The organism is Nocardia sp. JMUB6875 (genome assembly GCF_041154655.1).
GTDB lineage: Bacteria > Actinomycetota > Actinomycetes > Mycobacteriales > Mycobacteriaceae > Nocardia.
This window is the reverse complement of the sequence record NZ_BAAFGR010000073.1, coordinates 16,022-36,220: the sequence shown is the minus strand read 5'-3', so window position 1 is coordinate 36,220 and position 20,199 is coordinate 16,022. Positions and strand designations below refer to the sequence as shown.

Below are 20,199 nucleotides of genomic sequence, written 5' to 3'. Positions count from 1 at the left end.
ACCAGGCTCAGGGATTCTTCGAAGAGGGTGGTGGTTTCGAGGCCGGGGAGGGTGGGGGTGGCGAAGGCTATGCCCAGGTCGAGTTCGTCGGACAGGAGGGCGGATTCCATTGCGTCCTGGGCTGTTTCGGTGAGGTCGATGGTGATGCCGGGGTGGTTCGCGTGAAATTCGGCGATGAGGGGGCCGATCAGGTAGGCGGCGAAGGTGGGGGTTACCGCCAGGCGGAGGGTGCCGCGGGTGAGGGATTCGACGTCGTGGACGGCGCGGTCGGCGGCGGTGAGTTCGCGCAGGGCGCGGCGGGCGTGGTCGGCGTAGACGGCACCGGCGTCGGTGAGGCGGACCGTGCGGCCGGTGCGGTCGAGCAGGGGGACGCCGACGAGGCGCTCTAGCTGGCGGATCTGCTGGGACAGGGTCGGCTGGGAGACGTGGAGAGCTTCGGCGGCGCGGGTGAAGTTGCCGTGGTCGGCGACGGCGAGCAGGTAGCGCAGGTGCCGCAGTTCTGGTGTCACCGACCAACTATAGATGAGAGCAATCGAATCGATCATCACTGCGACTTGGACGCTATAGGGCCGGGTCGGGGAGGGTGGAACTTGTCAGCCCGAGGGGGCAGACAGTCTCGGAGAGGAGTTCCCATGCCGAACCTCGAGGACGGTCTCGAGCGGTTCCAGCGCGACGTCTTTCCCGTCAAGGCGGATCTGTTCGCCCGCTTGGCCGGTGACCATCACCCGGGCGCGCTGTTCATCGGCTGCTCCGATGCCCGGGTGGTGCCCGAGCTCATCACTTCAGCCGAGGCCGGTGAACTCTTCGTCATCCGGAACGCGGGCAATCTCGTCCCGCCCTACACTCCGGACGCGGCCAATGGCGTCGTCGCCAGCATCGAGTACGCGGTGAGCGTCCTCGGCGTCAGCGACATCGTCGTCTGCGGCCATTCCGCCTGCGGTGCGATGACCGCGCTCGCCGAGGGACACGACCTGTCCGGCCTGCCCGCCATCGCGGGCTGGCTGCGGCACGCGGATGCCGCCCGGGCCCGGATCGCATCCGAAATCACCGGTGCCGCAGCGGTATCGGCGCTGGTTCGCCACAATGTGGTGGCACAGCTGGCCAATCTCGCCACCCATCCGGCGGTGGCGCAGGCCCTCGCCAGGCGCACCCTGACCTTGCACGGCTGGGTGTACGACATCGGCAGCGGGCGCGTCGAGGCGCTCGATCCGCACGGTGAGTTCAGCGCGCTCGCCGCTTGAATCCATCCGATCCCCTTCCCAGACCACCGATTTCGCGCTCGCGAAACGGCTTCACGAAAGGAGTCACCACCATGGTGCACGCACAGTTCGATCCGACCGCCCGCGAGGTTCTCGCGGACATCGCCGTCACCGCCAAGATCGCCAAGGACCTGACCTGGCAGCAGATCGCCGACGCCGCCGGGCTGTCGGTCGCCTTCACCACCGCCGCGATCCTCGGACAGCACCCGCTGCCGGAGAAGTCCGCGCTGGCGGTGGCCGAACTGCTCGATCTCGACGAGGACGCCGCGCGGCTGTTGCAGACGATTCCGATGCGCGGCTCGATTCCCGGTGGCGTCCCGGCCGATCCGACCATCTACCGCTTCTACGAGATGCTCCAGGTCTACGGCACCACGCTGAAGGCCCTGGTGCACGAGCAGTTCGGGGACGGGATCATCTCGGCCATCAACTTCAGGCTGGACGTGAAGAAGGTGGCCGATCCCGAGGGTGGGGAGCGGGCGATCATCACGCTGGATGGGAAGTACCTGCCCACCAAGCCGTTCTGACCTACACGGCCGTTCTGACACCGGATCGCCCGAAGATGACCTGATTGTCCGTAATTGGAAGCTGATCGGTCATGTTCGGGCATCTGGAGGTTTATCTGGTAACCGTACCGTCGCTCTCAGGGAGCACGGCGGACGGAGATGTGATGCTGGAACCGCGACTTCGGACCATGTGGCTGGCCAATGCGGCGAGCGCGGGCGCGGCGGTGGCCGTGCGCACTCCGCGCCCGCTGTTCGCCCTCGAGGCGCGACGGGAACAACGCGGGGCACGACGGGAGCAGCGCGAGGCGTTGCTCGCCTCGGACCTGGAAGTCGTGACCGTGACCGATCATTCGGCCGTCATCACCTGGACCACCCGGGCCCGCAACCGGGCCGGGCGCCCGCGACCCGTGCCCGCCGACACCGAGGTGCGCATCGGGCCCGCCGACGGGCGTGAGCCGCCGCGCACCTGGCACTTCGAGGGGCGGCGGACGGCGTACCACTACGCGGAGATCCGGAACCTGGAACCGGGCCGGACCTATCGATTCGAGGCGTACTCCGACGGCACCCGCGCGCTGCCCGCCCGGACGCTGGTGACCCGGCGCTCCGGAACACCGGAATCCACCGGTGTTTTCACCACCCTGACGCCACCGCCGGGACGGTTGATCCGCACCCTGGCCCTCGCCAACGACCTGCACTACGGGGAACCGGCCAGCGGACTGTTCGCGGGCCTGTTCGAGGGACTCACCGGCGGCGCCGAGGAATACCCCGAATTCATGCTGCAGGCCATGCTGGACGACCTGCGACTACCCGACCGCGCCGTGGACCAGCTGATCGTGGCGGGCGATATGACCGACTCCGGGACGGCCGAGCAGTGCCGCGGCGTCCGTGAACGCCTGGACGAATGGGGCACGCTGGGCCGGGACTACTTCGTGTGCAGGGGAAATCACGACATCCGCCCGCCGGGGGAGCCCGACCACTGGGGCGAGGTGTTCCATCCGCGCGACCGGCTCGTCGAATACTTCGCGGGCGGAATGCGGCTCATCGGCCTCGACACCACCCGCCCGCGCGGCGCGGGCGGCACCATCAGCCCGCCGCAGCTGGCCCACCTGCGCGAACTGCTGCGCGGCGAACCCGACCGTCCGACACTGGTTTTCGGACACCATCCGGTGACCCGGCATGCGGCGGTGAGCAATCCGGGCGGGCCCGGCTTCGTGCTGGACCGCTTCAACGCGGCCGCAATGCACGCCATGTACGCGACCGCGCCCGGAGTGTTCCTGCACCACAGCGGGCATACGCATCGGAATCGGCTGAGCCGCCCGGATTCCCGGATCGGCGTGGAGTTCCTCGAGGTGGGCGCGGTCAAGGAGTATCCGGGCGGATACACGCTGGTGCGCGTCTACGAGGGTGGGTACATGGTCAACTTCTGCAAGACACGGTCCGAGGCGGCGCGCCGGTGGAGCACCCGCACCCGCAGCCAGTACCTGGGCTTGCATCCCGATCACGCGCTGGGCAGCCTCAACGACCGCAATCACGTTGTGCTGCGGGACTTCTCGGGTCTGAGCGGGGTGCCCGCCGCGCACTGACCGGCGCCGAAAGCCTTGGTGGCCGCGAGATCTCGTGGTGTGTCGTGCCGGTATGTCGGGTCAATGTGCCCACAATGCCGACCCATTTGGGCATACTGCCTGGTGCGAGTGCCTTGCCCAGCTCCGACCGGACATCGTGATGTCCCCTCGTTCACCGCTGTGCGCGCCTCGCCGATCGGTCATTCTGGGTTCGGCGGTTCTCTCGACGATGGAGGCTTTGGTGGGCAGGCAGGGCAGGCATTACCGTTCCGGTCACGGTTCGCTCCGACATCAACGCCCGCCCATTCGCTCCACCCGCGCCGCGCATCCCGTCCGGGACGCCGTATTCGCCACCGGCTGGCTGCTTTTCGAGTTCCCCACCGCGGTACTGCTCGCCGTCTTCGTCGGCACCGGCTGGCTCGGCTACATCCAGCACGCGGGCACCCCGGCCCAGCCGCGCTCGGCCGTCGTGGTGCCCGCCGAGACGGCCGAACCAGGCCACTGATCCAATTCCCCACGGGCCCGGCGGTTTTCCACCGCCGGGCCCGTTCGCGTATGCCCCCTGAAACGACGCCACCCCGGCCCCCGCTGGCTGCGGGTCACCGGGGTGTCGGCGTCGGATCGGACCGATGTCACTGGGGCACCGGCCGATTCGTACTCACAAAAGGTGCGTTGCTGGAGGTCTCAGGAGCTCAGTCGTCGTCGAGGGAGCTGCCGTTGCGCGAGCGCGAGGCGGCGCGGGCCCGGCGGCGGGCGGCCTGGAGTTCGGCGAGTTCCTGCTCGAGCGTCTCGGCGATCCGGAACTGACCGGTGTCGTAGACATTGAGCGGGGGCACCGGGTCGGCCAGATCGGCCAGCGGGGAACGGTCGTCCTCCTCGGCCTTGCGGGTCTTGCCGGTGGCGGAACGGCGTTCCTTGTCGGCGGACTTGCCGTTGGTGGAAGCGCCGTTGGTGGAATGGTTCTCGGACTTGTGGCTCTCCGAGCGGGTGGCCCGGGTGTCGGGCTCGACCACCTGCGCCTCGGCGTCAACGGTCCGCTCGGACTCGACCGGGGCCGCGGGCAGGGCCGGGGTCGGGGTCGGCACCGACGGCGGCTGCGGGCGCGTCGGCCAGGACACTACGGTCGGTGCGGCGCGGCGTAGTTGTTCGCCCGGATCGGGTAGATCCCGGATCTGGTCGGTGGCACGCACGATGGCCAGGCCGTACCGGCCCGCCGCCGCATTGTGGATGAGCAGCGCCACCCCGATCATGACCGGCGCGATGGCGTGCACCGCCACGTCGTACCAGCTGCCCTGCTTGAGGTACGGGTAGGTGTTCAGGATGACCGTCAGGCTCAGTAGCGCGACCTCGGCCACCACAACCTGTTTGCGGCTGTCGATCACGCCCCACTCGGCGACCTTGTTGGTGCCGATCATGATGATCACGAGGCAGACGCTGATCATGCCTTCGAGCAGATAGCTGAACCAGTAGAGGGGATCGCTCGCTCCGCCGGGCGCGATATTGTGCTGCACGTTGACCGCGGACCAGAGCATGCCGGCCGCGACCACACCGGCGAGCGCGCGCTGGCTCCAGGCCCGATGTTTGTACAGCGACGCCAGTTTGGCGTGCGGGCTCGATTCTCGCCGTTGTGCGGCGATCGCCTTGCGGGCGAGCAGCAAGTCGCGAATGTCGGCCTTCTCAATCTCTTCGGTGGTCTGCCGAGCCCGATCGGCGGCACTGGCCGCGGCCTCGGCCTGTTTCCAGCGTTGAGCCCGCTCCTGCTCGCGGATGCGCTCGGCTAGCTCGCGTTCGGCGACGAGCTCGGTCTCCGACAGCGCATCGGTGAGAGCGGGATCGTATTGGTAGGCCAACCGGCCCCGAGCCTTCTCGACCCGTTGCGCCAGCTGACTGACCTCGTCCTCGCGCGGATGTTCGATAGTCATCTGGACCCCCGTCCAGGGAGTCCGGATGGCTGACAAGTGATTCCGGTAGGCACGGAGAACATTTTTAGTCGATGTAAGCCCAACCGCGAAACTGTTGATTTGCCGATGGTCCAATCCTTACGGCGCGCCGCGCCGCGACACGCGGAATCGGGTGCGAGTCAGGGCACTACGGGGAGCCGCCCGAACTCGGCGTCCAGTGGGGTTGCCGACCCCATTCGCCCGCAACGGGATTCCGGATCGGACCAGGCAGACATATGGTGCGAATCTCACCCCGCGGTGCGGGTCAGGACGTGAGTTCGAGTTCGTCGTCCAACGGGATGGCGCCCTCCAGGCCGTGCGGGAGGCGGCGGCGATTGGGGGAGCCGAGGGCGGCGGTGAGATCGGTGCCGTCGTGCTCGGCGAGCAGATCGTCCGAATCCCACACGAGCAGGGTTGCGGAGACGGTGTTCTCGGCCGCAGAGTGCGCGAGGTCGTAGTGGGCGCAGGCGGGGACGTGGGGGTAGGTGATCCAGAGGTCGTAGCCGGTCATGAAGAGGTCCAAGTCGAATTGGACGGACAGGCCGAGGAGTTCGCTGCGGCCGTTGTCGTCGACGCCCGCGAAGGCCTCGTCCAGCGCCAGCAGGCGCGGCGCCTGCGGGTCGGCGGAATCGAGCATGACGTGGGCCGCGGCGAAGAGCGGAAGGTGCAGGGAGACCGACTGTTCGCCGCCGGAGAGGGCGCTGTGGCGGGCCACGGTGAGGCGGTCCTCGGTGCCGTCGGCGGTGACGATGGTGAAGGAGAAGATGCGCCAGGTGCGGTAATCGAGGGTGGCGGCGAGGATTTCGGGGAACGAGCGCTCCGGATGGGCGGCGCGGGCGGTGCGGATCTCCGCGGCGAAGTAGGCGCGGATGGTGGACAGATCCTCCGGGGTGAGGTCGGAGGAGTCGCGGTCGAGCAGTTTGCAGACCGCGCGGGCGGGCTCGGAGAGATTGTCGGCCAGCACCCAGTGCACGCCGATGGTGTTGCCCGAGGACATGCGGCGCTGCTTCATCTCGGTGCCCATGCGGGCGATGAGATCGCGGGCGTCGGAGGTGCGTTCGTGGATCTGCTGGGCCAGACCGGTCAGCAGCGCGTCCTCGAGGATGCGGCGCTCGGCATCGGTGAGCAGCAGCTCCTGATCGTGGCGGGCCGCACCGATGCGCTCGGCGAAATCGGCCAGCGACGACAGGCCGTGATCGTCGTGCACCTGGACCACGGTGAGGCCGTCGGCGGCATCCCAGTGCAGGCGGTAGTCCTGGCGGGCGGCGGTCAGGGCGGCGTCGAACTCCTGCAGGGCGGTGGTGACCGCGCTGCGGGTCGACTTGCGGGCCGCCTCGCCCGCGCGCACCGAAGCGGTTGCGGTGGTGAGGTTCTCGAACAGGGTGGCCACCTCGTCGGGCAGCACCTTCGGCTCCTGCTCGGGCTCGCCGTTCTCGATCCGGTAGAGCAGCTGCTCGGGCGTGGACCAGGCGGCGTCGCTGCTGGGCCAGCGGCTGTCGGCGGGTGCGCCCAGCAGGCTCAGCAGGTCCGGACGCGCGTAGGGGGCCAAATGCCGTACGTCGGCCAGCAATTCGGTCAGGGCGGTGCCGAGGGCGTCGTGCGCGGCCCGGTGCGCGCCCTCGGCGGTGCCGACCGCCTCGATGGCCTCGGCGGCGGCCTTGCGGGCCGCCTTCTGCTCGGCGCGGGCCGCGTCGATCTTCTCGCGGGCGAGTTCCAGTTCCCGATCGATATCGGCCGCACCGGCTCCCAGTGCCTCGCGCAGCGTCTCGAGCTTGCGCAGCTGCTCCTCGTAACCGGAGCGCGCGGCCTCGGCCTCCTCGGCGAACGCCTCGGCCAGATCCTTCGATTCGAGCAGCCGGTCCCCGGCCTCCCGCGAACGTTCGTGCTCGCGTTGATGATCGCCGCGCAGTCGCAGCAGGGCCGTGCCCGCGTTCTCGAAATGCCTGACGGCGGCGGCCAGGGCGTCCAGCTCGGCCGGATCGCGCGGAGCGCGGTGATCGGCCGCGATGGCGCGGACCTTCTTGTCCGCATTGCCGTATTCGGCGACGGCCTGATCCAGATCCTTCTCGGCCTGGGCGGCCGCTTCCGACCGCGAGCGCAGCATGCCCGCGGCCTCCGCGACGCCACGCAGGGCCGCGGTGACGGCCGTGGTGCGCGGAAGCGCCTTGGCGGCGGCCGAAATACGCGCCAGCTCGTCGGTGGCGGCCTGTTCCTCGGACTTGGCGGTCTCGGCCTCGGTCTCGGCGGCTTCGATGGCGGCGGCGAGCTCGGCCAGGCGCAGTTCGCGCCGCCGGGCGCGGGCGGTGGTGCCGATGAACTCCGCGTCGGCCTTGAAGTGGCGACCGGCCTGTACGCCCTGGCGGAAGCGGCCGTCGATGGCGATGGCGACGCCGTCGGGCGAAACCGGCTGTGCCGCAGCCCCGGACGCCATCCGCGTGCCGTCGGTCGCGGGACCGGTTCCTACCTCGTGGAGGGCGATTGATGCCAGCACATCGGCGACGGTCTGCCGGGGCACGGTGAGCGAGTCGGAGTCGTCCTCGACCACAAGCACATCGGCGAGCGTGCGCCCGGAGGGCCGCTGCTTCGGCGGCAGCGGCACCAGGAACTGGTCGGACGCGTGATCGGGCAGTTCGGCGGTGGGGCACACCCACGCGTCGAGCAGGTTCGCCGCCTGCAACGCGGCCTCGATGCCAGCCGCCTCCGGAGCGCCGACGGTGTCCGCGAAGCGGACCAGCCGCCACAGCGGTGCGCCCGGTCGATCCGAGCGTGCGTCCGTGCGCGAGCTGAAAGGGGTTGGCGCGTCATCATGTTCGGCGGCGACGGCCTCGCGTTCGGCGCGCAGCTCGCTCGCGCGGGCGCTGGCGGCGGCGGCCCGGCCCCGCGCTTCCTGGCGGCGCGCGCGGATCTCGTCGGTCAGCGGTTCGGTGCGCTCGGCGAGCACTTCGGCCGGTGTGGCCGCAGTGGCGTCCTCGGGTGCCTGCTCGGTGCCCACCGCCGCCAGCGCGTCGTTGATGGCCTCGAACAGGCCGGTGCGGATGGGGGAGTAGACCTCTCGATGCGTGTCCCACCAGTCCCGCAGGGCCACACCGGTGTTCGAGCGAGCCAGTGCGACTCCGGCTTCGGCCGCGGCCAATTCGGCGGCGGCGGACTCGCGCGCCTCCACGGCCCGCTGGGCGGCGCGCTCGGCGCGGGTGCGTTCGGTGACGGCCTGGTCGACGAGCGTCAGGGCGCGGCGGACGGCGCGGACGTCGGCGTCGCGTTCCTCGGCGTGGGAGCGGACCGTGGTGGTGAGGTTGTCGGCGCGGGCCGACTCCGGCAGGGTCGTCCAGGGGATGCCAGCTTCCTCCGCGGCGGAACGCAATTCGTCCTCGCCGCGGGCCAGGGCGGATGACGCGTTCGCCACCGCGGCCTGGGCGCGCTCGGATTCCTCGAGGCGCTGGTCGACGGTCTGGCGGGACTTCAGCGCCTTGTCGTTGTGGACGGCGGCAGAGGTCTCGAGGCGGCGCACGGCGTCGGCGAGGTCGTCGAGTTGCTGCTTGCCCTCGTAGGCGCTGGAGCGCTGCAGGGTCTCGCGGTCGGCGAGGGCCTGCTCGTAGGCGCGGTCGGCGTCCTCGGCGCGGGTCTCGACGGCGGAACGCTCGGTGTCGCGGCGCTTGCGCAGGGCGGCGGCGGCATGCAGGGCGGTGCTGGCGTGGGTCACCGCGTCCAGGCGCGCCTGCACCTGGTCGATATCGGACTTCGCCTGCACGGCAAGGTATTTGCGGTACACCTTCACGAAATCGCGGGTGGCGGTGTCGGCCTGGACCAGGCCTTCGAGGGTGCGGCCGACCTCCTCCATATCGCTGAAGGAGCGGGCGGCGTCGAGGATCAGCTGCTCGTCGAGCGGGCGCAGGCCGTCGGTGAGGGCCTGGGAGAGCCCGCGCGGGTCGAGGTTCTTGGCCAGCTGCGGGCGGCGCAGCGTCAGGATCAGGTTGATCAGCTGGTCGTAGCGCTGCTGCCCGAGCCCGAACATGCGGGCGTCGATGGCGTTCCGATACTCGACCGGCCGATCCACGATGGCGTCGGAGCCGATCTGCTCGGCCAGCTGCTTACGGGTCAACGGCCGATCATCGGGGCCCAACAGCGAGAAGTCCACGCCCACACGCCCGTCCGCGACGAAGTACCAACGGGTCACCTTGTCGTTGGAGCGGGTGGCGCGCATGCCGATGCCGATGGTCACCGTCTCCGGCTCGTCCCAGCTGCCGCGTGCGAACTCCATCCACACGTACGAGTAGGCCGATTCCTGCTTGCGGTACAGCAGGTTCGACTTCATGGTGCGTTCCTCGCCCGCGAACGGGTTGAGGCGGCGCGGCTCGATGCGCCCGTCGAATACGAACGGGAACAGCACCTCCAGGGCCTTGGTCTTGCCCGAGCCATTGGGTCCGCGCAGCACCAGGCGGCCGTCGGCGAAGCAGAACTCCTGGTCGCGGTAGTCCCACAGGTTGATGATGCCCGCGCGGGTGGGGACGAAGCGCACTCCACCGTGAATGTGGTCGGCCATCAGTTCCCTGATCCCTTCTCTGTCGAGCTGTCCGCGCCGGGCTCGGCCGAATCGCCGAGTTGCGTGGGGGAGATGAACAATTCCGATTCCGCACGGGTGCGGATGGTGACGATCGCGCCCCGATAGCGGGCCAGCGCGGGGAGGATGAGCAGGCCGCCGTCGACCAGCTCCACCAGACGCAGGCGCTCCAGCAGCGAGACCACCTCTGCCGTGAGGCCGGGGACGTCGGCCTGCCACTGGGCGGCGAAGGTGTTGCCGTAGCGGGCGGTGAGCATCTGGACGGTGTCGCGGATCCAGGAGGATTCGATGAACGGGAATTCCGGGATCTCCGGTTCCTCGGGCTCCTCCTCCGAATCCTCGTGCGGGCCGAAGACATCCAGCGGGTCGGCGAGCGGCGCGAAGACCGTCGTCGCCGGGATGGCGGAGTCGAGCTGCTCGGCCAGGTCCGTGAGCGGCCGGTCGGGGCGCGGGCGGCGGGCGACCGGGTTGTCGATGTCGAGCACCAGATCTGCGATCTCGCCCGCGAGCAGCAGCGCCACCTGGGCCAGGGTGCCGGTGCCGGGGAAACGGACATCGGAGAGGCGGCCCGAACTGTCGATCAGGGCAACGCCTTCCGCGCGGCGCTCGGCGCGCAGGCCGGTGAGGTATTCGACCTCGGTGACCAGCTTCTCCTGGGCCAGCAGCGTGCGTTCGGGTTCGTCGAGTTCGTCGGCGTAGACGACCGGCTGCTCGACCAGGGCGCGGCGCACCTTGCGGGCCGCGAGAGCCATTGCGGGGGAACGGGTATCGGCCCCGCCCGCCTCCTCGCCGAGCAGTCCGGTAACGCTCTGCAGATGCTGCAGCGCGCGCGGCGGACGGAACAGCGCGAAGACGACCGACCGGTCGATGTCGTAGAGGGCCTCGCCCGCTTCGGGATCGCTGGCCCAGCCACCGGCGTCGCCGTCGGCGAGGGTGACCGCGCCGCGCGCCGCCAGCCAGCCGACCGCGTCGACGAAGGCGTCGCGATCCGCGGCCCGATCCGGCGCGAGTTCCAGGCCGTCGATGCGCTCGGTGTAGGCGGCGACCTGATCGGCCAACTCCGACAAGGTGATCTGATCCCCGGCCCGGCCGAGCGCGGCCAGCGCGAGGGCCAGGTAGGCGTAGCGGCGGCGGTCGAACAACCGGTCGCCGGTGGTGCGCGCGGGCCGTCCGGCCTCGAGCCGATCCAGCACCGGGAACAGGCGTGCCGTGGTCTCGGTGACCTCCAGGCGGTAGCCGAACAGCTCGGCGAGATCCTCGCGCAGCTCGGTGGCCCACCGCCGGAGCAGCGGCAGCGCAATGCGATCCGGGTAGGTGCGGGTGACCAGGTGGTTGGCGAGAATCACTCGCGCCGCGCGCTGGTAGCTGTCCAGTGCCAGCGAATCGATGGTCCGCGCGTGCATCAGCCCACCTGCCCGTCGTCGGGGGTCTCCGGCGGATTCGGCCGTGCCGCAGGGGCTTTGCGGCCCCGCAGGGACGTGGTCTCGCGCACTTCCAGGCGTCGATTGTTGAGGTGGAGCACGCCCTTGGAGGTGCGGACCAGGGTCGAGCCGGGATGCTCGGAGACCGTCAGCGTCACCCCGTTGTCGGAGCCGGAGGTGCCCGGGACGCGGCCGCTCACCGGCACCCAGGCGGTGGAGGCGGCGTCGAGGAGCTTCAGCAGCACCTCGGTCTCGCCCTCGTCGAGTTCGCGGTCGTAGAGGTCGGCGGAGGCCAGCGAGCGGGCCGCCTCCGCGCGGGCGCGCTGGGCGTCGAGCTGGACCTGGCGCAGGCGGCGGATGCCCGCGTCATTGCGCTGCAACCTGGCGGGCGCGCCCGGTGTGGGCGGGCGGCCGGTCTCGGCGAGGGTGCGGGCGATCTCCAATGGCGGTGCGTCCCACCAGGATCGGATGGCGGGAATCACATCCGCGTCCGGATGGTGCATGGCCAGATGGCGCGGGCGGCCCAGGCCGAAGACGGCGTCGTAGAGGGCGTGCGCGGCATCGGCGGTCGGGGCCGCGGTGAACCAGCCCGCCAGATGCCGCAGCGCGGATTCCCGGCTGACGCCGCCCTTGCGGGTCTCGGTGACGCGCCGCAGCAGCGACAGCACCGCGGCGATGGCGCTCATGGTGGCCTCGCGCAGGCGCTCGCATTCGGTGAGCCCGGCCTCGCCGTCGGCGATGAACCAGGCCCGCAGACCCTGCCAGCGGGCGCGCCAATCCGCCTCGCGTTCGGCGGTATTGAGCAGGACGCGCTCGTCGCAGCGGGCCGCGCGCTCGATCAGGTCCTCGACGCCGGTGTCCTCGACCTCACGGATGGCGGTGGCCAGCCGCGGCGCGAAACGCGCCAGGTCCATGGAGAATTCGCGCATGTGCGCCAGCAGGGCGTCCTTGTGCGCGAGGAACGCCTCGGGGGTGGCCTCGGTGGTGCGCACCAGATCGCCGAGGGTGAGGTAGAAGTGCGCGGCCCGCTCGGCCAGATCCGACAGCGCTCGGTCCAATCGGTTGAGCACCCGGTACACGCGCGGTGCGTCGGCGCTCTTGTTCGCCTCGGCGAGGGTGTGCAGATCCGCCAGCAGCTCCGGCAGCACGAGTCGCGACAGCGCCGCCTCGTCGAGCCGCGCTTCGAGGACATCCGAAACCGCCCGGAAGGCCTGATAACCCGCCTGCGAGAACTGGTACACGAAATGCCGGTTCCGGTACTCGGCCAGTGTCGCCGCCCGCGTGCCGTCGTAACTGCGCTCCAGCACACCCCATTGGTGCAACTGCTCGAGCAGCGGGCCGACCTCGGTAGCGGTCAGCGCGGGCGCGCCCGGGCAACGATTGAGCGTGTCGGCGACGTCGGAGGCGTGCAACAGCACCACGTACGCGGCGCGCGCGGTATCGAAGGCCCGCAACACCCACAGGTAATCGGCCCGTTTCTCGGCGGTGGCGAAGGAGAACAGGCGCAGCCGGTCGGCGTGCGGAATCTCCTCGGACCCGACCCCCCTCGGGTCGGGCAGCAATCCGTCAGCGGACTCGGTCACCGGGAGAAGGTTAGTACTCCCTGCCGACCGGTTCGGAATCGTGCCGAGTGTCGGCGCGCCCGATCCCCCGACCCGCCGACCGATTCGCGGTGTTTGCCTGGTGCCCCGGTGAGCCGGGGCACCACGTCCGTTCGGGGCGTCAGTTGCCGAGGGCGGCCACGCCCGCCTGTGCGAACTTCTCGTCCAGATCGCCGCTGGGCGCGCCCGCGACGCCGATACCCGCGATCGGAGCGCCGCCCTTGGCGGTGACCGGCGAGCCGCCCGCGAGGAAGAGGGTGCCCGGGATGTCGGCGAGGTGCGGTGCGCCGTCGAGGCGCTTGACGAGCTGAGAGGTCGGGGCGTTCCAGGAGACAGCGGTGAAGGCCTTCTGCTGGGCCGACTGGTAGGACTGCGGGCCCGCGCCGTCGCCGCGCAGCGTCACCACGGTATTGCCGTCGCGGTCCACGACGGCGACCGTCACGTGCTGGTTCTCCTTGACCGCGGCATCGAGGGCGGCCTGGGCGGCCTTGGTGGCGGCGGCGATGGTGAGATGGGTGCTCTGCTGCAGGTTGCCGTTGGCGACATCGGCGACGACCGGGGTCTTCGTGCCCGGATCCGGGTCCTGGGCATTCACGGAGACGACGCCGATCACGCCCGCGGCCACGACCGCCGCGGCCGCGCCGCCGATGATCAGCTTCTTGCGCTGGGAGTTGGACTGCTGGTCGGCCATGGCGGTTCCTCCGGTGACTCGGGGTGAAAGCGGTTCGCTGTGTTCGGCTTCCAGCCTGCGGGCCCGGGCGGTGCGGGACATCGGCGCGGCGGATAGGAATCGGCGTGCGGTCCGGCTGACCCGCGTATCGACCGATCGGATGACCCGGGTCCGGGTGCGGGCACGGCAGAATGAGGGTTTGTCCACGTCACAGCCGCCGAGGAGGTGCCAGCATGCCGTCGCCGGAACAGTCGTCTCCCCGCGATGAGACCCGGCTGCTGGGCACCATCGTGCACAGCGCCTTCTACGTTCTGCTGGCCGCCTCGCTGCTGCGCTATGTGCTGCGCCACCACGACAATCCGCGCCTGCCGTGGGTGATCGGTCTCTCGATCGGACTGGCCGCGCTCTATGTGGTGAGCGAGGTGCGCGCCTCGCGCCGGCTGCTGTGGTTCGCGCTGCTGGTCGGCGCCTGGGCGGTATTGGTCGTGCTCGCACCCAGTTTCGCCTGGTGCGCGGTCCCGCTGCTGTACACCGGTCTGCGCATCCTGCCGTTGCGCAACGCACTGGCGCTGGTGACCGGGCTGACCGCCCTGGTGGTCTACGCCCAGCTGAAGCTCGCCGACTGGATCGATCCGAACCTGCTGCTCGCCCCGCCCGCGGTCGCCGCGCTGAGCACCGCGCTGTTCGTCGGGCTGCTCCGCCAGACCGAACGACAGGCCGCGCTCATCGCCGATCTGCGCGCCACCCGCCGCGAACTCGCCGCGACCGAACGCCGCGAGGGCACCCTCGCCGAACGCCAGCGCCTGGCGATGGAGATCCACGACACGCTGGCCCAAGGGCTTTCGAGCCAGCGCATGCTGCTGCAGGCCGCCGACCGGATCTGGGACACCGCCCCGGTCCGGGCCCGCGACCACGTCCGCGACGCGGCGGCGGTGGCCGAACACAACCTGGCCGAGGCCCGCCGCTTCGTCCACGACCTGGCGCCCACGGACCTGGCCTCGGGCGGCTCACTGGCCGCGGCCCTGCGCGCGATGGCCGAACGCGAGAGCGGCGAATCGCTCACCGTGCGAATCCATGTCGAAGGCTCCCCGGTCGACCTCCCCGCGGGCGTCGAGGCGGCCCTGTTGCGAATCGCACAGGGCGCCTTGGCCAATACCCGCGAGCACGCCGACGCGACCTGCGTCACGATCACGCTCACCGACCTGGGCGACCGCCTCGTCCTCGATATCGCCGACGACGGAACCGGTTTCGACCCGGCCCAGCCCGCCACCACCCCCGACCGCGGCCACGGCCTCCCGGCCATGCGCGCCCGCCTGCGTCAGCTCGGCGGCACCCTCACCGTCGAATCCGCTCCCGGTGACGGCACCGTCGTCTCCGCCCAAATCCCCTTGGAGCGCCCGTGACCACCTCCGAAAACCCTGTCCGCCTTCTACTCTGCGACGACCACGCCGTGGTTCGCGCCGGCCTGCGCGCCCTGCTGGCCAGCGCTCCCGACATCGACGTGATCGGCGAGGCGGGCAGCGGCCCCGAAGCCGTGGCGCTCGCCGCCCGCCTCCACCCCGACGTCGTCCTCATGGACCTCCAACTCGGCGGCGACATGGACGGCATCGAGGCCACCCGCCGCATCACCGCCACCCCCGGCCCCCACGTTCTGGTCCTCACCACCTACGACACCGACGCCGACATCACCCGCGCCATCGCCGCGGGCGCCACCGGCTACCTCCTCAAAGCCGAACGCCCCGAAGAACTCTTCGCCGCCATCCATGCCGCCGCCCAGGGCCGCACCGCCCTGTCCCCACCCATCGCGGACCGGGTCATGAATCGCATGCGAAACCCCCAGCCCGCCTTGACTCCCCGCGAGCTGGACATTCTCACCCAACTCGCCCAGGGCCTGGGCAACCGCGAAATAGCGCGCGCCCTGCACGTCAGCGAAGCCACCGTCAAAACCCACCTCGGCCGCATCTACGACAAGCTCGGCGTGGACAATCGTGCCGCCGCCGTATCGGTGGCCAACAACCAGCGCCTACTGAAGTAAATTCCGCGGAAAGTTGGGATCGGTAGGGGGCGTGGGTGGGGTGTGCTTATCGCATGACGTTTTCTGAATCTCCCATGAACCAGCCGCAGTCCGCCGGCTTGGACAAGAAGACCAGCGCGATCCTGTCGTATGCGCTGGGCTGGCTGACCGGAATCATCTTCCTGTTCGTCGGGAAGAAGGATCCCGATGTGAAATTCCATGCCGCGCAATCGATCGTGTTCTTCGGGGCGGTGTCGGTGCTCAATGTGGTGCTGAGCGTCGTCGGGTCGTTGCTCGGCGCGCTGGGGATCATCTTCAGCCTCGCTGGCCTGGTGGTCGGGGTCCTCGCGCTGGTCGTGTGGATCATGTCCATGATTCAGGCGAACAACACCGGTGGGGTGCGCGCGGAGATGCCGATCGTCGGCAAGTACGTTGCCCCGTATGCCGATCGGCTGGCGAACTCGGTTCAGTAGCGGCGCAGTCGAAGTCCACAGTCCGAAACAACGGCCCGAGTCCGCTCGGGCCGCTGTCGTGCGTTCGATCAGAGGCCTTTCGGGGCTTGCTGTTTCATGAATCCGAACAGGTAACCCGCCACGCGGCGGATCTGGATTTCCTCGCTGCCCTCGGTGATCCGGTAGCGGCGGTGATGGCGGTAGATGTGTTCGAAAGGGGTGTGGCGGGAGTAGCCGAGGGCGCCGTGGATTTGGATGGCGCGGTCGGCGGCCTCGCAGCACAGGCGGTTGGACCAGTAGTTGCACATGGAGACCTGGGCGGACTGGGTGAACGCGCCGTAGCGATCCATCGACCAGGCGGTTTTGTGGATGAAGGCGCGCAGCATCTCGCACTGGGTGGTGAGCTCGACCAGGGGGAACTGGATGGCCTGGTTGGCGGCCAGCGGGGTGCCGAAGGTCTTGCGCTGCTTGGCATACGCGATCGAGCGGTCGATGCAGTACTGGGCCGCGCCGAGGCTGGAGGCGGCCTGGCGGAGGCGGTTCTCGTTGAAGAAGTGCTGGACCACGGCCAGGCCGCGGCCCTCCTTGCCGAAGACCGCGGTCGCGGGCACACGCACGTCGTTCAGGACCACGTGGGCGTGGTCGGTGGGCATGTTGAAGGTCCACAGGAATTCGGCGACGGTGAAGCCGGGGGTGTCGACGGGGACCAGGAAGGCGGTGATGCCCACGCCGTCGCCGGGATTGCCGGAGGTGCGGGCGAAGACGAGGTCGGCGTCGGCGCGGTGCATGCCGGTGTTGAAGGTCTTCTCGCCGTTGAGGATCCAGGTGTCGCCGTCGCGGACGGCGGTGGTCTCCATATAGGTGGCGTCGGAGCCGTGGTCGGGTTCGGTGATTCCGAAGGCGAAGAACTTCGCGCCGGTGGCGAGGCCGTCGCTCCACTCGGATCGCTGTGCGGGCGAACCGTATTCGTGCATGAGCAGCAGACCGACATTGTTGGCGACGACGGCGTGCTCGGTCTGCAGATCACAGTGCAGGCCCAGGCCGTGGCGCGCGAGATGCTCACGGATGACGGCCATGTCGAGGTTGGAGCCCTCGCGGCCGCCGTATTCGGCGGGGTAGGCGTAGCGCAGGTGGCCCGCCGCGTCGGCGCGGCGGCGGGACTCGGCGAGCAGGTCCTCCCAGTCGGCGCTGGGCAGGCCGCCGCGCTCCCAGTCGGTGCGGGCGTCCTCGCGGCGGTGGTCGAAGAACCGGATATTGTCGTCGGCCTGCTCGAGCGGCACGATCTCCCGGTCGATGAACTCGTCCAGCTCCTCCAGATACTTCCGAAGCTGGTCGGGGAGTTCGAAATCCATGACGGTCACCTCGATGCGGTGGGGCGGATCTGCATGAGCAGATCCCATTCGATCTCGGGTATGCGCCGCCCGCTGGCGGCCATCACGATGCTCGGCACACTCCCGTCGAGGAACGAGGCGGCCTGCGCGGCCAGCATGGTGCCCCAGGCCAGCGTGCCCGCCACCTTCCACCAGCGGAAGCGGTCCGCGTCGAAAACGCCTCCGGCGGAACGATATCCGCGCACGAAGGTCTCGCGATCGGCGAAGCCGCCGAACTCGCGCTCGTCCACGCCGAACCGCCACATGCGCAGCGCCGACCACGCGGCATCGCGCATCGGGTCACCGAAGCGTCGCGCCCCTTCCCAATCCAGGATGGCGAGCAGCCCGTCGGGACCGACGATGAGGTTGCCGTTGCGAATATCGGTGTGCACCACCGTGAGCCGCTCCGGACGGTCCGGCAGATGGCGGGCCAGCCAATCCAGCGCGAGCGCGAACACGGGTCGGTCGGGCAGCAGCCGCGCCACCATCGCCTCCGCGTCGGCCAGCAGTGCCCGGGCGGGATCGGCGGTGGCGCTGCCGGGCAGCTCGGGGGAGGCCTTGTCCGCATCGACGGCATGCAGCAAACCCATTGCGCGCCCGAGCTGTTCGCCCACGAGCTCACCGATGCCGGCCTCGTGCACCAGGCGCAGCACCCGCCGGGGCACGGTCTCCCCGTCCAGCCGTTCGGAGAGCATGAACGGCTCGCCGACATAAGCCGTCGAGGTGCACACGGCCAGCACGTGGGGGACCGGCACCTCGTGCTCGCGCGCCAGCTCCCGCACGCCCGCCTCGACATCGACGGGCAGCAATTGAATACTGCCGGGCACCAGGGTGGCGACCATCCGCAGCTCACAGCCCCCGAGGTCGGCGTCGAAGGCGATATTGCGCCGCCGCGCACCCGCCGACAGCGGCTGCACCCCCGACACCGTGACCGCCCGCCCGATGTCCTCGGACAGGAATCGCGCCAGCCCCGCCGCGATATCGCCCGTCATTCGCCCTCCCAGGCGTCATAGCCCGGCTTGGCGACGGCCAGATCGGCGCGAACCTGCGCGACCAACGCCGCCCACACCTGCTCGTCGTCGCCCGTCGCGGGCGCCCGCGCGACCTCGGCCCCGAGGGTGAGCTCCCGCTCGAGCATGCGGGCCAGATGTGCCCCCACCCGCGCCTGATGCCGCAATTCCGGCGGCAGCGCGGGCATGAGCGTCGACTCGAGCAGCTCGGCGAGCGCCGTCAGCAACTCCGGTGCCGTTGGCCGATACTGCATGGCGCGCCTCCGGCGTGAATCCCGTTGTTCGGCAGGTAGTCCGGGATGGTACGGGAGAGTGGCGCGTCGCGGCCGTGAACGGCCGATCCGCTACATGAGCCCGCTCAGCCCGTCTCCGAGCGTCTTCGCGCCCAGGACCAGGAACAGCACCGACATGATGCCCGCGTGATTGCGCACCGTCCACTCCTTCCACCGGTCCAGTGTGGCGTGCGCCGTGGCGCCGCCGAAGAAGTGGACCGCCAGCGGCACCAGCACACCCAGCGACGCGATGACGATGAACACGATCACCGAGAGGGTGCGCCCGACATCGGAGCTGTCCCCCTCGGCCACGGTCACGCCGCCGACCGCCATCTGGATGATGTTCTTCGGATTGCTCAGCACCAGAATGGTTCCCAGCGCGACACACCGGCCCGGCCGGAACTCGTCGAGGCGCTGCAGCCGCGGCGGCAGCGGCCCGCCCGACTCCCATGCGTTGTGAATCTTCAACTGGCGCAAGGCCATCAGCAGCAACAGCACGCCGAAGACGATCCGGAACCACGACACCCAGGTCGCCGGCCCGCCGTCGCGCTGATGTGGGTCGGCCGCCTCACCCAGCGTCACCGCCGCGACCAGCACCACCGCCACCGCGGCCACCCAGCCCAGCATGAACGCGACCGCATTGGCTCTGCCGCGCGGCGAGGCCAGGATGAGGATTATGGCGATCAGGGCCAGCGGCGAGATGGCCACACCGACGGCATGGCTGAGTATCTGTCCGGTCGCGTGGTGCATGAATTCTCCTGGCGTGGTGGCGAACCCTCCGAAACGTACGGCGAAGGAGCCGCCGTATTCAGCAACTTAGCGGCTATTCCTGTTGGGTTGTTTGATTCCGGACCCCCGCGTTGGTCGCGGTGGTCAGCCCTCCCGGACCAGCATGGCGGTGAGCGCGCGGCGCACGGCGTCGGAGGCGGCGCGCTTGGACAGGCCGCGGCGGTCGACGAGGTGGTGGCGGTACGGCCAGCCGGCGGTGGCGTCGATCAGGTCCAGCAGTTGGTCACCCTCGTGGCGGGCCAGCTCCGGCGCGAACATCCGGCCCAGCGCGTCCCGAATGCGCGTGTCAGTCAACCGCATTCGCGCGTCGACCTCCGGGGTGCGCAGCGATTCGATGAGGCCCAGCACGCGCGGCTCGCGCTGCAGCGCGAAGATCGCCTCGCTCTGCCGCACCACCGCCTCGATGCGCTGCTCCAGCGGCAGCTCGGGATCGGCCTCGGCGATCAGCGCCTCGACCTGGTCGGACTGCAGGTCCACCGAGGCGGTGATCAGCGCGGTCCGGGTCGGGAAATGCACGAAGATACTGCGTTCGGACACGCCCGCCCGCTCGGCGATGCTGCGGGTGGTCGGATCGAATTCACCGTCGTGGACCGCGGACAGCAGCCCCTGGATGATCGCCTTGCGGGTCTGTTCCGGGTTGCGCCGGCGCTTCGGGCTCTCGCCCTTGCTCTCGCGGACGACTTTGCTCTCGCGGACGACCTTGCCTTCGCGGACGACCTTGCCCTCGCTCATGACAGGAATCCGATCACACCCGGCCGGAGCGCGCGCACGCAGGTCC

18 protein-coding genes are annotated in these 20,199 nt (G+C 69.9%); 7 read left to right on the top strand and 11 right to left on the bottom strand.

Translation table 11 applies throughout. The annotated features are described in order from the left end of the window. A partial coding sequence (gene cynR, locus ACAM49_RS20080; protein WP_369637062.1) for a transcriptional regulator CynR occupies nucleotides 1-509 on the bottom strand: 509 nt, incomplete at its 3' end. A 123-nt stretch (nucleotides 510-632) separates the two neighbouring features. On the opposite strand from cynR, the gene ACAM49_RS20075 reads away from it, so the two are divergent. From ACAM49_RS20075 to ACAM49_RS20060, 4 genes are all read left to right on the top strand, one after another. Then, on the top strand, nucleotides 633-1,241 hold the full coding sequence (locus tag ACAM49_RS20075) for a carbonic anhydrase (protein WP_369637061.1): 609 nt from the start codon (nucleotides 633-635) through the stop codon (nucleotides 1,239-1,241). 71 nt (nucleotides 1,242-1,312) lie between these two features. Continuing rightward, nucleotides 1,313-1,783, top strand: a complete 471-nt coding sequence (cynS, locus tag ACAM49_RS20070; protein ID WP_369637060.1) for a cyanase — start codon at nucleotides 1,313-1,315, stop codon at nucleotides 1,781-1,783. Nucleotides 1,784-1,926: 143 nt separating this feature from the next. Beyond that, nucleotides 1,927-3,345: a metallophosphoesterase gene (locus ACAM49_RS20065; protein ID WP_369637059.1), complete on the top strand. Its 1,419-nt coding sequence runs from the start codon at nucleotides 1,927-1,929 to the stop codon at nucleotides 3,343-3,345. 220 nt (nucleotides 3,346-3,565) lie between these two features. Beyond that, on the top strand, nucleotides 3,566-3,829 hold the full coding sequence (locus ACAM49_RS20060) for a hypothetical protein (RefSeq protein ID WP_369637058.1): 264 nt from the start codon (nucleotides 3,566-3,568) through the stop codon (nucleotides 3,827-3,829). 187 nt (nucleotides 3,830-4,016) lie between these two features. Here the strand turns inward: ACAM49_RS20060 and ACAM49_RS20055 are convergent, their stop codons facing one another. From ACAM49_RS20055 to ACAM49_RS20035, 5 genes are all read right to left on the bottom strand, one after another. Beyond that, a complete protein-coding gene (locus ACAM49_RS20055) occupies nucleotides 4,017-5,246 on the bottom strand; it encodes a DNA-directed RNA polymerase I subunit RPA34 (protein ID WP_369637057.1) in 1,230 nt (409 codons plus the stop codon). 283 nt (nucleotides 5,247-5,529) lie between these two features. Then, nucleotides 5,530-9,804, bottom strand: coding sequence for a TIGR02680 family protein (locus ACAM49_RS20050; RefSeq protein ID WP_369637056.1), 4,275 nt, complete (start codon nucleotides 9,802-9,804; stop codon nucleotides 5,530-5,532). After that, nucleotides 9,804-11,225: a TIGR02678 family protein gene (locus tag ACAM49_RS20045; RefSeq protein ID WP_369637055.1), complete on the bottom strand. Its 1,422-nt coding sequence runs from the start codon at nucleotides 11,223-11,225 to the stop codon at nucleotides 9,804-9,806. Before ACAM49_RS20045 ends, ACAM49_RS20050 begins: the two co-directional genes overlap by 1 nt. Next, a complete protein-coding gene (locus ACAM49_RS20040; protein ID WP_369637063.1) occupies nucleotides 11,225-12,751 on the bottom strand; it encodes a TIGR02677 family protein in 1,527 nt (508 codons plus the stop codon). The genes ACAM49_RS20045 and ACAM49_RS20040 overlap by 1 nt, the downstream gene beginning before the upstream one ends. A gap of 214 nt (nucleotides 12,752-12,965) precedes the next feature. Further along, complete coding sequence (locus tag ACAM49_RS20035) at nucleotides 12,966-13,535, bottom strand: heme-binding protein (RefSeq protein WP_369637054.1); 570 nt, start codon at nucleotides 13,533-13,535, stop codon at nucleotides 12,966-12,968. A 212-nt stretch (nucleotides 13,536-13,747) separates the two neighbouring features. On the opposite strand from ACAM49_RS20035, the gene ACAM49_RS20030 reads away from it, so the two are divergent. Genes ACAM49_RS20030 through ACAM49_RS20020 form a run of 3 tightly spaced genes read left to right on the top strand, consistent with a single transcriptional unit; the run spans nucleotide 13,748 to nucleotide 16,001 of the window. Beyond that, a complete protein-coding gene (locus tag ACAM49_RS20030; RefSeq protein ID WP_369637053.1) occupies nucleotides 13,748-14,917 on the top strand; it encodes a sensor histidine kinase in 1,170 nt (389 codons plus the stop codon). Next, the gene (locus tag ACAM49_RS20025; RefSeq protein ID WP_369637052.1) at nucleotides 14,914-15,549 is read left to right on the top strand and encodes a response regulator; all 636 of its coding nucleotides are present in this window, start codon (nucleotides 14,914-14,916) and stop codon (nucleotides 15,547-15,549) included. The genes ACAM49_RS20030 and ACAM49_RS20025 overlap by 4 nt, the downstream gene beginning before the upstream one ends. A gap of 53 nt (nucleotides 15,550-15,602) precedes the next feature. Continuing rightward, nucleotides 15,603-16,001 (top strand): DUF4870 domain-containing protein, encoded by a 399-nt coding sequence (locus tag ACAM49_RS20020; RefSeq protein WP_369637051.1) that lies wholly within the window; start codon nucleotides 15,603-15,605, stop codon nucleotides 15,999-16,001. Nucleotides 16,002-16,069: 68 nt separating this feature from the next. Here ACAM49_RS20020 and ACAM49_RS20015 read toward each other — a convergent pair whose 3' ends face one another. The 5 genes from ACAM49_RS20015 to ACAM49_RS19995 form a co-directional block, all read right to left on the bottom strand. Beyond that, complete coding sequence (locus ACAM49_RS20015; protein WP_369637050.1) at nucleotides 16,070-17,332, bottom strand: acyl-CoA dehydrogenase family protein; 1,263 nt, start codon at nucleotides 17,330-17,332, stop codon at nucleotides 16,070-16,072. A gap of 5 nt (nucleotides 17,333-17,337) precedes the next feature. Then, nucleotides 17,338-18,342, bottom strand: a complete 1,005-nt coding sequence (locus tag ACAM49_RS20010) for a phosphotransferase family protein (RefSeq protein ID WP_369637049.1) — start codon at nucleotides 18,340-18,342, stop codon at nucleotides 17,338-17,340. Next, on the bottom strand, nucleotides 18,339-18,614 hold the full coding sequence (locus ACAM49_RS20005; protein ID WP_369637048.1) for a hypothetical protein: 276 nt from the start codon (nucleotides 18,612-18,614) through the stop codon (nucleotides 18,339-18,341). Before ACAM49_RS20005 ends, ACAM49_RS20010 begins: the two co-directional genes overlap by 4 nt. A gap of 90 nt (nucleotides 18,615-18,704) precedes the next feature. Continuing rightward, entirely contained in the window at nucleotides 18,705-19,382 is a 678-nt protein-coding gene (locus ACAM49_RS20000; RefSeq protein ID WP_369637047.1) for a GAP family protein, read from the bottom strand. A 123-nt stretch (nucleotides 19,383-19,505) separates the two neighbouring features. Next, entirely contained in the window at nucleotides 19,506-20,153 is a 648-nt protein-coding gene (locus ACAM49_RS19995) for a TetR/AcrR family transcriptional regulator (protein WP_369637046.1), read from the bottom strand. Between the last annotated feature and the right edge of the window lie 46 nt (nucleotides 20,154-20,199).